The organism is Prosthecobacter sp. (assembly GCF_044227185.1).
Lineage (GTDB): Bacteria > Verrucomicrobiota > Verrucomicrobiia > Verrucomicrobiales > Verrucomicrobiaceae > Prosthecobacter.
Genome location: NZ_JBGAFO010000014.1, coordinates 74,807 through 88,293, shown reverse-complemented (window position 1 = coordinate 88,293; position 13,487 = coordinate 74,807). Strand labels below are relative to the sequence as shown.

The 13,487-nt window shown below is 63.8% G+C and carries 6 protein-coding genes; 4 read left to right on the top strand and 2 right to left on the bottom strand.

Features of this window, described 5'->3' with window-relative positions:
* Window positions 1–192 precede the first annotated feature (192 nt).
* On the bottom strand, window positions 193–1,266 hold the full coding sequence (locus ACILSQ_RS26725) for a hypothetical protein (protein WP_395746751.1): 1,074 nt from the start codon (window positions 1,264–1,266) through the stop codon (window positions 193–195).
* Between the two features lie 215 nt (window positions 1,267–1,481).
* Entirely contained in the window at window positions 1,482–5,534 is a 4,053-nt protein-coding gene (locus ACILSQ_RS26720; protein WP_395746750.1) for a PQQ-binding-like beta-propeller repeat protein, read from the bottom strand.
* A 221-nt stretch (window positions 5,535–5,755) separates the two neighbouring features.
* Between ACILSQ_RS26720 and ACILSQ_RS26715 the strand changes: the two genes are divergently transcribed.
* The 4 genes from ACILSQ_RS26715 to ACILSQ_RS26700 all read left to right on the top strand — a co-directional run bounded on the left by ACILSQ_RS26715 (window position 5,756) and on the right by ACILSQ_RS26700 (window position 13,485).
* Window positions 5,756–6,475, top strand: coding sequence for a site-2 protease family protein (locus ACILSQ_RS26715; protein ID WP_395746749.1), 720 nt, complete (start codon window positions 5,756–5,758; stop codon window positions 6,473–6,475).
* Between the two features lie 28 nt (window positions 6,476–6,503).
* On the top strand, window positions 6,504–7,610 hold the full coding sequence (locus tag ACILSQ_RS26710) for a hypothetical protein (RefSeq protein ID WP_395746748.1): 1,107 nt from the start codon (window positions 6,504–6,506) through the stop codon (window positions 7,608–7,610).
* A 1,323-nt stretch (window positions 7,611–8,933) separates the two neighbouring features.
* Window positions 8,934–10,232 (top strand): Gfo/Idh/MocA family protein, encoded by a 1,299-nt coding sequence (locus tag ACILSQ_RS26705; protein ID WP_395746747.1) that lies wholly within the window; start codon window positions 8,934–8,936, stop codon window positions 10,230–10,232.
* A 46-nt stretch (window positions 10,233–10,278) separates the two neighbouring features.
* Window positions 10,279–13,485: a fused MFS/spermidine synthase gene (locus tag ACILSQ_RS26700; protein ID WP_395746746.1), complete on the top strand. Its 3,207-nt coding sequence runs from the start codon at window positions 10,279–10,281 to the stop codon at window positions 13,483–13,485.
* Window positions 13,486–13,487 lie beyond the last annotated feature (2 nt).

Genomic DNA, 13,487 nt, shown 5'->3' with positions numbered 1-13,487 from the left:
GATTATTTAGATAAGTTAAATAATCTCTCAAATCAATAGATTCGGCAAATCTTTTTTTTGGCTTTGAGATTTAGATTCGCTCCAGTGATTACAGAGGAGCGGCAGTGCTGATCCTCCGCAGCGGCGAAAAGAAAACGGGGACCAGCCAGGTCCGTGCAAGCTGCGGCAGGAACTCCCCTGCGCGGGCCGAGCTTACTTCCGCAGCCAGCGGGGGAGCAGCACCAGCAGGACGAGACCTGCGGCCAGTCCGGCGACCAGCGGGCCTTTCCGACCTTCATCGGCAGGGGGGGCAGCATCGGGAACGATGCTCACCACATCGACCTCAGGAAGCGTGATGGGCTTGGGAAGCACCTGAGCCTGAAGAGGGGGAGCTTGAGGAGCCGCGCTGGGTGCCGGGGCGTCTGCATCCGCATTTGCATCTGCGCTCGCAGGCTTGAGCTCGCTGGCGGGAGTGGCGGCAGGCAGGGCCTTTTCCCAGTCGAGATTGAGCAGGATGTCCCATCCCGGGCTTTCGTTTTTGAGGCGGCAGCCGCAGCGGCCCACGAGGAACATGCAGGCCGTCTCCAGGGAGGCATCGTCCAAAACACCGAGCGGCCAGGCGCCGAGCACCCTGCCCCGGCCGAACACGGCTCCGGCAAAGCTGGTGATGGCGGGGTCAAAATCGGCCTTCGGTCCGGCCAGCATGCGCAGCAGCAGGGATTCGGCAGGATCATTCCGCCGCAGCCGGAGGGTGGAAAACTTCAGGCGCAGGGGCGGCCCGGGGCCGAGCTGGCTGTCCGGGTCATTGGGGTCCTGAATGGGCAAAGCGGCCACCTGCTCCAGGAACTTGAGGCGTTTCTCGATGCGCTCCACCTCCAGCACGTCCACCGGGGAGCCGCTGTCCGCGATGACCCAGATGACGGAATCCCCCGCCAGAAGCTGCTGGACGAGCTTTTGGCGCGCCGGGGAATCCAGCACGGCGGCGAGTGCCGCGGCATCCAGCCTGCCGGACCAGACCTGCTTTTCGCTGTCCCGCGAGTAGCCCAGCGTCGTGTCCTGCTGGGCGGCGTCCTTTGAAGTGGTGATGTCCAGGTTGGCCTTGCCATTGGCGCGCAGCGGGCGCAGCAGATCCTGGATGGCGCTGTCCTTCGCCACCGCCTGGGGCAGCACGAGGTGGAACTTGTCCGCCTCCCAGCGGTCCAGCGCAAAGCGGAAGACGGGGATGGTACAGGCCAGAGCGCTCGTGGTCCAGAGGGCAAAGAGGAGGATGAGGCGCTTGAGGGGCATGGGAGGGAACGGGTTAATGACGAAATCAGAATGAGGAATGACGAATCAATGATGAAGGCCCAATGAACAGGCTACAGCGGCCTCGCATTCCTCTGGGTGCTTCGTCATTCGGTATTCTGCATTTGGACTTCATTCGCCATTCGCCATTGATTCGCTACGCTCACCCTTCGGGCTCCTTTCAGTCGTCTGTCTCACTTCGTTCGGCTCTGGTTTCGTCATTTCCCAAAGCACTGCAGCCTTCCATCCATGGTGCTGACATACACGCGGCCCTGGGCGACGGTGATGCCGTCCCAGACGGCGGGGCTGGTGAGCTCGAGGCCGGCGCTTTGCTCTCCGGTTTCGGTGTTCACGGCCCACATCTTGGCACCGCGCTTGCCTTCCAGCGCCTCGTCCTGCTCCTTGAGCTCCTGCAGGATGGCGGGGTCTCTGGCGGCGAGGCGTTCAAAGGCGTACTCTTCATCGATCATGTCCGGCGCACCGCTGACGAGCACGGTCTTGCCAGCCAGGGCCATGCTGCGGGCGACGATGGGTACGAAGCGGTCCCAGGTGTGCTTCACAAAGCTGCCGCCATTTTTGCCGCCGCCGCCCTTGGCATCGGCTCCGCCTTTGAACCAGAGCGCGCCGCCCACCTTGCCCTTGCCAGATTCGACGCCCGCGCCCACGCCGTGCGCCTCATTGCCGGAGCTGTCGCGTGAGTCGCCATTGTCGAAGTTGCAGACCAGCACGGCATCCGTGGGCTTCACGTCCGGCTGCTCGAAACGCTGCTGCACCTCCTCGGCGCTCAGCGCCTTGTGGTAGATGGCAAACTGGTCCAGCAGGCCGCTGTAGGCACCCGCATTGTCCTCGGCCACGCCGTTGCCATTGCCCACGATGAGCGGGTTGGCGGGCTTGGCGGAGATGAGGCTCCCGGCGGTGCCTTCGGCCACCAGCTTGCCGTCTATATAGAGCGTCATTTTCTTGTCCGGAGCCAGCACGCCCGCGATGTGGTGCCAGCCGTCCCCGAAGGCTTCGGCGGAGACGATGGTGCTCACCTTGGAGTCGTCGCGGATGTGGAACTGCGGCTTGCGGTCATGGAAGTCGAGGCCTACACCGAGGCGAGGACCGCCGTGATTGATGATGGTGCCGCTGGGCTTGTCCGGCAGCACCCAGACCTCCACGGTGATGGCCGTCTGGCTGGGGTCCAGCACGGGCACATTCGGGAACTGCACGCTGCCAGGGATGGGCGCGCCTTTGCCAGCGGCGGCACCGCCTTTGGCTGCGCCGCCTTTTGCGGCACCTTTGGCATCGCCCTTCTTGCCGCCTTTGCCCTGGCCTTTCTTCTTGGCCTCCGCCTGGGCCTTCAGCGTTTCGCTGTGGCCCACCTGGGTTTCCCCTTTGGGCTGCACCGCGAGCGGCACACCTTTTTCATCGAGCACGACGCTGTTCCCCTTGCGCTCGGTGGTGGCGGACTCAGTGTCATACGCTTCATCCGGCGGAGCCTTGGGCGTGGCAAAGAGGGTGTACTCCATGGTGGTGGTCCACTTGTAGTACTGCGCCTCGCGGCCGTAGGAGTACACGTTCTTGTCATCGTGCACCAGGATTCGCCCGGCAGGAGCATACTTGCCTGCCTGGAAGTAGCCGCCATGGCCGCCGGCGAAGCTCTTGCCATAGACCCAGTAGCTGCGGTGGAAGTTCGAGTCATCGAGGAAGCCCATGGGGGCAAAGAGGTGCTGGCCCTCGCCTTTGTGCGCGCCGCCCTGCTTGTCGAAGTCTCCGCTCACGGGCCCGATCTCCACGCGCTTGCCGTCCGCGCCGATCTTCTGCGTGCGGAGGAAGGTCCACTTGCCATCGCTGCTGAGGATGTCGTTTAGCGCCACGGGCATCTGCAGGGTCTTGTGGCGGTCATTCAAATCGCCGCCGGTTTCGGGGTCGCGGTCGTCGTAGTTGATCTTGACCTTCATCTCGCCGGTCTTGGCATCCACGCGGTAGAACCACAGCCCGCCATCGAGGAAGCAGGAGTGGCCGGAAATAAAGCTCACCAGCCCGTTTTCCACCAGCACGCTGCCATGCACCGGCCACACACTCTCCATCATCTCCCACGCGCCGTGGCTCATCATGACGGGTGCGCCCTGGAACTTCCAGACGAGAGCGCCGTCCTTCGCACGCAGGCAGTACACATTGCCGTCGTTGCCACCGATGAACACCCTGCCCTGCCAGTAGGTGGGCGGTGAATCCATGCGACCGCCAGCGATGAAATGCCAGGCCTCCTTGCCGGTGGCGGAGTCAAAGGCATGCAGCGTGTGCTTGTCCACCTCCGAGACAAAGGTGAGCCCGGCGGCGGTGGTGGTGGTGCTCAGCGGCGGGGTGAGCTTCACCTCCCAGGCCATGCCGAGGTCCTTCTTCAGATCCTGATTGGAGTAGCCGCTGCGGGCGTTGTCAGAGCGGTAGGTGGGCCAGTCCTTGGCGTCGGCGGCCTTCTCCTCGATGACTTCGGCATAGGCGGGGCCCTTGGTCAAACGGTCGCTGTCAGCGGTGTGCGGCGGCATGGGGTAGCGCGGGGCGGAGGCCATGGCGGCCATGCCGTCCAGCTTGGCCTCGGGGTAGCAGGCGCAGTTGTGCGGACCGGCGTAGGTGAGGCCGTTGCAGGGCAGCACGCCATAGAGGCAGGCGCCGCGCACCCAGTGGTTGAGGTCCCAGTGCTGCTTTTCCATGTCCACATACTCAATGCCGGTGCGGGAGGGGATGATGAACTTCTCCGTGGCCTTCGCCATGTAGCAGCGGTGGTGGAACCAGTAGGTTCCCTGCGGCACATCGGGGTAGAACTTCTTTTTCACAGCGCCCGTCAGCGGATCGCGTCCGGTGTACTCGCCGGTCTGATTTCCCTGCGTGGTGCCGGCATTCCATACCAGACCCTGGGCCACGATGACATCCTCCATGCTGCGGTAGCCGCTCTTCTCGTGCGAGGAGCTCCACAATTCCTTGCCCGTGTCCGCGTTGATGCCCTTCATGAGGCCGTCGCCGCCGGCGTAGAGGATCACATCGTCATTGAGCACCACGCGCGGGGCAAAATTAAACTCGTAGAGCTTGCGGCGCGCCTCGGGCACATCGGCAAAGAGCACCTTGCCCGTCTTCACATCGCGGCTTGTCAGTCCATCGCCATTATAGTACACCATGCGCTTGTCATCCAGGGCCAGGGTGATGGGGCCGACCTTGTCGTCCACCTTCCAGATCGTCTTGCCGGTGTCTGCCTCAATCGCCATCAGGTGCCGCGTCTTGCCATCCCAGTTGAACTCCGTCTCCACGCGCTTCTGGTCGCTCTGCTGCTTCACGGCGAATTCTTCGTTCAGCCGCCAGGGCTCGGGATTCACCAGGGCGTAGAGGGTGCCGTTGCGGTAGAGCAGCTCCTCCGCGCCTTTGGTCTGCGGGTACTCGCGCACCACCTCCCCCGTGGCTCCATCCAGGCAGACGATGGGATCGCTGATCCCGAGGGTGACGTACACCTTGTCGCCAATGGCAGCCAGACGACGGGCGAGCTGTGTGGGGCCGGACTTCAGCGGCCAGAGGTGCGTGCTCCACTGCGGGATGGGTTTCTTCCAGAGGATGGTGCCATTGAAGGCGTCGCGGGCGATGAGGGCAAACTTCGCCGGCATGAGGATGGAGATGCGGCTGCCCTCATCCATGATGTAAAAGAGGCGGCCCTGGGAGCTGACCTCGGCGCTGACGGAGGACATGCGGTCATGGTGGCGGCTCCAGCGCGGATTTCCCACCCACTGCATGCGGGAGGGCGGGCCTGTGAGCATGTCCTTGGACGTAGGGTTTCCTTTGGAGTCGTAGGCGTAGTGCGTCCACTCATCCATGCCTTTGGGCCAGGGCTTCACGATCTTCTCCCAGCCTGCGCCGCCCGCCTTGCGCACCATCGCCACGCCCAGAGGCGTGAGCACGCGGTCGATCTCCGCCTTGTCCACCGCCCCGGCGTCTTCGACCACGAGGAGGTTCACGTAATTCTCGATGTAGGGCAGATGTTTTCCATCCCAGGTGTCCACGGCCACGGGGCCGTACTTGCCCGCCTGATGAATGGACTCCCGCACCGCTGGCACCGCCGCTGCATCGCGCAGGAGGCCCTGCACCTGGTAGCGGTCGCTGACGCGGAGCGCCTGGGTGGTTTTGCCGTCGCCACAGCCCACATGCACCACGATGCCGCCTTTCACGCCAGATTGGGAAAGCAGGTCCGCGGCATCGTCAGCCAGCAGCGGGGAGGAAAGGAGGAGGCAGGTCAGGAAGCGTTTCATGGAAAAAGAGAACCCGCGTAACGAAGGCGGCGTGAGGGATGTTTCGAGAGGTTTTTGGCCAAGGCCATCTGAGCCCTGCAGGCCGAATAGGCCCCATCAGCCCTATACGACCTATTCAACGAGCTCCCGCCCGCTCCCCTTCCCCCGCCACGGCATTCGTCATTCGACATTCCTCTCCCACGCTCCACCATTCCCTTCCACCGCTCCTTCCCCTGCCCCGTATGCTCCGCTTCACCCTCTTCGGCTTTCCGGTCCAGATTCACGGCATGTTCTGGCTGAGCACCGCGCTCATGGGCGGGGCTGGCAGGGACAATTCTCCCGATGGGTTTCGGCAGGTGCTGGCCTGGGTGGTGGCGGTGCTGCTGTCCGTCCTCATTCACGAGCTGGGCCACGCGCTGGCCATGCGGAACTACGGCGACCGGCGCGTGAACATCGTGCTGTATGCCTTTGGCGGACTGGCGATCGGCAGCAGGCCGCGCACGCGACGGGAGGATTTCCTGGTCAGTGCGGCGGGTCCGGGGCTGGAGATCCTGGCCGGTCTCGCGGTGGGCTGGGCGCTCACCCTCTGGCCGCCGCCCTGGCTCTGGCTGCGGCAGATGCTGGATGCCTTCACCGTGGTCAGCATCTTCTGGGCGCTGCTGAATCTGGTGCCCGTGCTCCCGCTGGATGGCGGCCACATCTGCCAGGCTTATTTCGGCCGGAGCGGAAAGAGGCAGGCGCTGAAGATCAGCCTGGCGTGTGCCGTGGTGCTCGCCGTGGTGTCTTTTTCCAGCGACCTCTGGCTGCGGCTGCAGGGCAGCACCCTGGCCCTGCTGGACATCAACGCGCAAACACGCGTGGGCGGCGGGGTTTTCACCCTGCTCCTGTTTGGCATGCTGGCCTGGAACAATTGGAAGGAGTTGCAGAATGAGCCGCAAATTCCGTGGATGAATGCGCGTTGAAGGTGCATTGGACTGTTTTCGTCCCCTGATGCGCCTTTTCAGATCACTTTTTATCCTCTTTGCCGCCGCCACCACCGCAGCGGCTCAGTCTCCCAAGCCGGAGCTGATCTCCCCCCAGGTAAAAGCCGCCGTGGACAAGGCCGTGGCCTGGCTGATCAAGCAGCAGAAATCCGCCGGATTCATCGTGGATGAAAAAACTGACGCCAAGCCCAAGCGCGGCGACCTGCCCTCCCACAGCGCGGCCATGACCTCGCTGGCGCTCATGGGGCTGGCCTCCGTGGGCCACATGCCGGACGATCCCACGCCGGAAGGCCAGGCCTGCGGCAAGGCGCTGCGCTTTGTGGTGGACGGCGTGGAGCCGGATGAAAACGGCTACCTGGGCCGCAGCGACCGCTCACGCATGTACGGCCACGGCATCATCTCCCTGATGATGAGCGAGATGATCGGCCACTCTCCTGATGAAGAGACGGACAAGCGCATGCGCAAGCAGCTCGCAGGCGCCATCCAGCTCATCATCCGCTCCCAGCAGGTGCCCAAAAGCGAGGCGAACCGCGGCGGCTGGCGCTATGAGCCCAGCTCCAGCGACAGCGACATCTCCGTGAGCGTGTGGCAGGTGATGGCCCTGCGCGCCGCGAACGATGCGGGATTTGACGTGCCCAAAGGCGCGATCGACAACGCCGTGGCCTACATCAAGCGCAGCTACCGCGTGGAGCGCGACTCCAACGGCAACCCGAAAGCCGACAACGCCGCCTTCAGCTACGAGCCCTACGGCGGCCGCCAGACCTTCTCCACCACCGCCGCCGGCCTGCTCTCCCTGCAGGTGTGCGGCCACTACGAGGCCGCCGAAGTGCTGGGCTCCGCCAACTGGCTGATGAAATCCCCCCCGGAGATCAATGAGCCCTGGTTCTTCTACGGCTGCTACTACTACGCCCAGGGCATGTACCAGCGCGGCGGAGACCACGCCGCCACCGCCCGCCAGAAGACCGAGCAGACCCTCATCGCCGCCCAGGGCCAGGACGGAAGCTGGTACCCGCGCAACGGCAACGAAAAGAGCGCCGGAGCCGTCTATGCCACCTCGCTCGCGCTGCTGAGCCTGAGTGTGCACCACCACTTTCTGCCGATTTATCAGAAGTAGGGCAAAGCACAGTCAAGAGGTCAAGGAGTGGTCAAAGGGTCAAACCGGTGACGTCGGAGCAAGATCGTCCTCGTCCTCCTACTCGAACTCGTCCTCGATCACGGAGCATCGCTCCAAGCTTCCGCTTTCAAGCGACAAGCCGCTCCGCCCTCTGCGTCAGCATCCTCCTCTTCCTCTTCCTCTTCCTCTTCCTCTTCCTCCTACTCCTCCTCTCCCTCCCGGAAAGCTTCCCCACCCAGCGCCATCCCATCCCCCCCGGCAGGAAGATCAGGGTTTTGTCAGTTGTGTCAGTTCCTTTTTCAGGGAGGGACTTTTTTTCAGCGGGAAGGTTTCAAGGGGGGGATGGAGGTTTCGTTGGTTTTGTTGGTTCTTTTTAGACAGCGAGACATTTTTTCATCCCGCCCACAACTCATGACTGCCGCCCGAAAACCCGCCGGAGGGGAGGTTTCGGCGGTTTTGGCAGTTCATTTTGAGAAGGGCCCGAAATTTCTCCGTCACTCCAGACAGTCCCAAGACCAGCCCGTGGTATGAACCCACACCACCGCTGCGAGCAGGCAGAGCTGACACCTTGAACGTGAGGCAGTAAAAAGAGGCATCTTCGCGCAAACCACCAGCTCATGGCATGCCCCCCCCGCAAGCAGAGCTGATTGACTCATTGAATGCATGCCAGCAAACAGAGGCACATCCATGCAAATCATGGAAAGCATCCCACAGAGATCACTGGTCATCCTCCATGAGATGTCTCCGTGATGCCTCCTTTCCATAGCACACAGCCCCCTGCCCCTCCATCCGTGGCACCCGTCTCCAACCTCGTGAGACACAGGAAGCCCGGCTCCATTCCCACCCTCCCGGCCCAGCATCCGCCTGCAAAAAAAACACGCTCCTCCAAAATGAACTGACACAACTGACACAACCCCGGTTCTGCCAGTGTTTTCCCTTATTGGCCCGCCCAGAGGACAGTCTCCGCTTGGACAAACAGCCGCCGCATCCCCTTCCCAGCAGCGCGAAAAAAACTCTCTCTGCTCAAAAAGAACTGCCAAAACCGCCAAAACCCCACGCTCAGAAAATTCTGCGCTCTTCAAAAAAGAACCAACAAAACCAACGAAACCCCCGCTCTGCCTGCATCATTCGGCCTGCGATAAAAAAGCCTCCCCTTCCAAACGAACCACCAAAACCAACGAAACCTACCCTCTTAAGACGACAACCTTCGAGTTTTCAATGCCCTTCCGCAATGCGCGGCTTCCTGCCCCGCGCTGCATCGGCTTGCAGCATGCTGCGCCTCCATGCAAGGCCCGGGTGGGTTCCCGCCGTATTCACCGCACCATGAACACGCTCACCCGTCGCCAGTTCGTCCGCCGCTCCGCCTTCGCCTCTCTCGCAGCTCCGGCCTTCGTGAAAGCGGCCGGGGCGGACAAGATCAACCTGGCCTTCATCGGCCCCGGCGGGATGGGGACCAACCACATCAACACGATGTGCAAACGCGATGACGTCATCTACTCCTGGATCTGCGATGCCGACTCCAAACGCGCGGAAGCCGCGGCGAAGAAGATTCAGGAGCTCACCGGCCAGACGCCCAAGATCACCGGCGACATGCGCCACGTGTTTGATGACAAAGCCGTGCAGGCCGTGCTGATGGCCACGCCGGACCACTGGCATGCGCCGGGGGCCATCCTCGCCGCGAACGCCGGCAAACATGTGTATGTGGAAAAACCCTGCTCGCACAATCTGCGCGAGGGGCGGCTCATGATCGAAGCCGCTGCGAAAAACAAGGTGGCCATGCAGGTGGGCACGCAGAGCCGCAGCACGGCCAGCATCAGCCAGATCATCGAAAAACTGCGCAGCGGCGTCATCGGCGAAATCTTGGTGGCCAAAGCCTGGAACAGCCAGCTCCGTGCGAATCACGGCCACAAGCCCGACACCGAACCACCCGCGAACCTCGATTACGAAGCCTGGCTCGGGCCGGTGCCGAAGGTGCCGTTTAAGAGCACCTACCATCCCGGCCACTGGCGCTGGTTTCACCACTTTGGCGCAGGTGATTTCGGCAATGACGGCGTGCATGACATCGACATCGCCCGCTGGGGCCTAGGCGTGCAGCAGCACCCGGACCGCATCATCGGCCAGGGCAGCAAGCTCTTTTTTGACGACGACCAGGAGTGGCCGGACACGCTCTACTGCGCCTTTGAGTATGACATCGCAGGCAAAACCAAACAGCTCATCTACGAACAGCGCGACTGGTCGCCCTACGTGCAGGAAGGCCACGAAAACGGCTGCGCCTGGTATGGCACGGAGGGCATGGTCGTGGGTGGGAAGCAAAAAGGAAGCTGGCAGATCTACGGCCGCAAAAACAAGCTCATCGAAGACATCAAGCCCACCTCAGGCCCCGACCTCGCCGCACACCACGCCAATTTTTTCGACGCCATCCGCACCGGTGCCAAACTGAACGCCGACATCACCATCAACCACCTCTCCACCTCCCTCTGCCACCTCGGCAACATCGCCGCCCGCACCCGCAGCGCGCTGGTGTTTGATCCCACCAAAGAGCAGTTTATCGGAGCCGTCGCCGATACCTCGAAGCTGCTCCGGCGGGAGTACCGCGAGCACTGGGCCACGCCAGTGGGGTGAGGGCCGGAGGTTACGGTTGTTTACAGTAGTTGACGGTGGTTGACGATTGTTTATCCAATCCTCCCTAACCCACTGCGTCCCCATCACTAACAACCGTAAACTCCCCTTCCTCGCCGCGCTGCTGGCGCTTTCCGGTGCCTGCGCGCTCATCTACCAGATGGCGTGGCTGCGGGAGTTCCGGCTGGTGTTTGGCGGGGCGACACCAGCGACGGCGGCGGTGCTGGCGATCTTCATGGGGGCCATGGGCGCGGGCAGCGCGCTGTTTGGGCGCAGGGCGGAAGCTTCCCGCAATCCGCTGCGGCTGTATGCTTTCATTGAACTGGGGGTGGGGATCGCCGCGCTCCTGACACCGCTGCTGCTGGGGCTGGTGCGGTGGCTGTATTTGAGCACGGGAGGCATCGCGGCGCTGGGCGTGGTGCCGGCCACGCTGCTGCAGCTTCTGCTGGCCACGGTGGTACTGGCCCCGCCCTGCCTGCTCATGGGCGGCAGCCTGCCCGCGGCCTTCAAGTGGGTGGAGACGGACCAGGATGCGCAGCGCGGCAGTCTGGGCGTGCTGTATGGCGTGAACACCCTGGGCGCGCTGGCCGGCGTGCTGGGCAGCACCTTCTGGCTGCTGGAGCTGTGGGGCATCCGCGGCACGGTGGTGGCGGCGGCGTGCGTGAATCTGGTGATTGGTGCTGTGGCGTGGTATGTGGCCCGGGGAGAGACGAGCTACCGGACCAGGGAGGAAGAGGAGGAGTATGAGGAAGAGGAGGAGGAGGAGGAAGATTCGAGTGGAAAGTTGACGCGGCGCTTCATCTACCTCGTCGCAGGCATCACCGGCTTCACGTTTTTCCTCAGCGAGCTGGTGTGGTTTCGCATCCTGGCCCCGCTGCTGGGCAGCTCGGTCTATGGCTTTGGCTTGGTCCTCGCGCTGGCACTGGCGGGTATCGGGCTGGGTGGGCTGCTGTATCGCACGCTGTGGGCGGCGCGGGCGGGAGCGGTCACCCTGGGCGCGCTGGCGCGCGTGGCGGCGTGGCAGGCGCTGTTTCTCGCGCTGCCCTGGGCGCTGGGAGACCGCATCGCGGTGTTTGCCATTGAGGTGAATCAACTGCGCTCGCTCGGGCTGGCGGGGCAGATCACCGGCTGGAGCTTGATCGGCGGTCTTCTCGTCTTCATGCCCTCCGTCCTCGCGGGCGTGCAGTTCCCGCTGCTGGTGGGCCTGCTGGGGAGCGGCAGCCGGAATGCGGGGCGTCATGTGGGCTTTGCGTATGCGGCGAATACGCTGGGAGCCATCACCGGCTCTCTCGCGGGTGGTTTTCTCCTGCTGCCATGGCTCAGCGCGCCTGGGGCCTGGCAGGCGGTGCTGGTGCTCACCCTTTTGCTCAGCCTGGGCGCGGCGTTGCTGGGGCTGCGGTCTTTCTCCATCCTGTCCGGGCCTGCGCTGGCGGCGCTGTGGCTCGCGGCGGGCGCTCTGATGTTTGCGGGCAGCGGGCCCAGCGCGGCATGGCGGCACAAGCCCATCGGCTACGGCCGCGTAGAGGCGCTGCCCGCTTCCATCAATGGCCTGCGCGGCTGGTTGCACGCCAGCCGCTGGAAGATCGCGCACGAATTTGAAGGCCGTGAGGCCAGCGTGGCCGCCGTGAGCAGCGACGACGGCTACTGCCTCTACGTGAACGGCAAGTCCGACGGCTCCGCCTTTGGCGATGCGGATACGCAGATCATGCAGGGTCTCGTGCCCGCCATGCTGCACCCCGCGCCGCACAGCGCCTTCGTCGTCGGCCTCGGCACCGGCACCACTGCGGGCTGGGTGGCCGATGTGCCCGAGATGAAACAGGTGGATGTGGTGGAACTCGAACCCGCCATGGCCGTGCTCGCCCGCGATCACTTCGCCCCGGTGAATCGCAGCGTGCTCAGCAAATCCAACGTGCGCCTCATTCCCGGCGATGCCCGCGAGGCGCTGCTGGCGCACGGCGGCCGCTACGACCTCATCATCTCCGAGCCTTCAAATCCCTACCGCGCCGGAGTCTCCACCCTCTTCACGCAGGAGTTTTATGCAGCCGCCAAGGCCCGGCTGAATGAGCACGGCCTCTTCGCTCAATGGGTGCAGGGTTATGAAGTGGATGCGCAGGCCATCCGTCAGGTGTACGCCACGCTCACCTCCGTGTTTCCGCATGTGGAGACCTGGATTTCCGGCCCGAATGATCTGCTCTTCATCGGGCATCTTTCGGCACCAGGATATACCATGGAGCAACTGCGCACCCGCAGTGCCCAGCCCTTGTTTGCCGAAGCGCTGAAACGCGTGTGGCTCACGAACTCCGCGGAGGGCGTGCTGGCGCGTCATCTCGCCTCGCCCGAATTCGCCCGCCGCCTGTTTCAGGCCGAACCCGCCCACATCAACACCGACGACCGCAACCTGCTGGAGTACGGCTTTGCCCGCGCGCTTTCCAAAGACAACAGTTTCGAGACCACCCAGGTGCTGGCCCTGGCGCTGGAGCAGGAAACGGACGTGCCCGCGCACCTCGCGCCGCAGATCGACCGCGACCGCCTTGGCTACGAGCGCCAGCGCATGCTGGCCGCAGACGGCGCCACCTTTTCCCTGCCCGATGATCTCAGCGAGGAAAACCAGCGCCGCGCCGAAGCTGCCGCCGCCTTTGCCAAAGGTGACTTCCCCGGCGTGCTCGAGGCCTGGACCGGCCAGGCCGGCAGCCCCGCCGAGCAGCTCATGCTTTTGGAGGCCACCGCCCAGGCTGGCACTGCCGAGCAGTTCCTACCACACTATCATGCCGTGCTTCCAGACTGGCCTGCCGATGCCCACCTCGCCGCGGCGCTTTCCGCCTTCCGGCAGGAGGCCTATGACGATGCTACCTCCCACCTCCTGGAAGGCTTCAAGGCCCTGCGCCCGCAGATCTGGGCGCGCCTTTCCAACGTGCAGACCGCACTCTCGCTGGTGCCACCGCTCGCCGCCGCCAATCGCGATCTCGCGCCGCAGTTCGCGCAGCTCTTACTCAAGCCCTTCCCTGGTGGCCTCGCCGATCCCACCCGCCTGAACACGCTGGTGGAAATCCTGGCACTGCTGCCCGCGGCGCAGCAGATCGAAGTCCTCGCCCTGTTTGAGCCGAATCCCCCGTGGCAGCGCCAGTTCCTGGAGTTTCGCGCCAAAACCTATCGTGCCGCAGGGCACGCCCGCACCGCGCAGGCGGAGCGAGAACTGGCCGAATTTTTGCGGCACGCGGGCCGGCGTTTGGATGAAGCGCCAGCCTCCGCACGTTGATT

Coding starts and splice junctions, on each gene's coding strand:
- ACILSQ_RS26725 (WP_395746751.1), bottom strand. CDS start 1,266: ATGCCCCTCAAGCGCCTCATCCTCCTCTTTGCCCTCTGGACCACGAGC.
- ACILSQ_RS26720 (WP_395746750.1), bottom strand. CDS start 5,534: ATGAAACGCTTCCTGACCTGCCTCCTCCTTTCCTCCCCGCTGCTGGCT.
- ACILSQ_RS26705 (WP_395746747.1), top strand. CDS start 8,934: ATGAACACGCTCACCCGTCGCCAGTTCGTCCGCCGCTCCGCCTTCGCC.
- ACILSQ_RS26710 (WP_395746748.1), top strand. CDS start 6,504: ATGCGCCTTTTCAGATCACTTTTTATCCTCTTTGCCGCCGCCACCACC.
- ACILSQ_RS26715 (WP_395746749.1), top strand. CDS start 5,756: ATGCTCCGCTTCACCCTCTTCGGCTTTCCGGTCCAGATTCACGGCATG.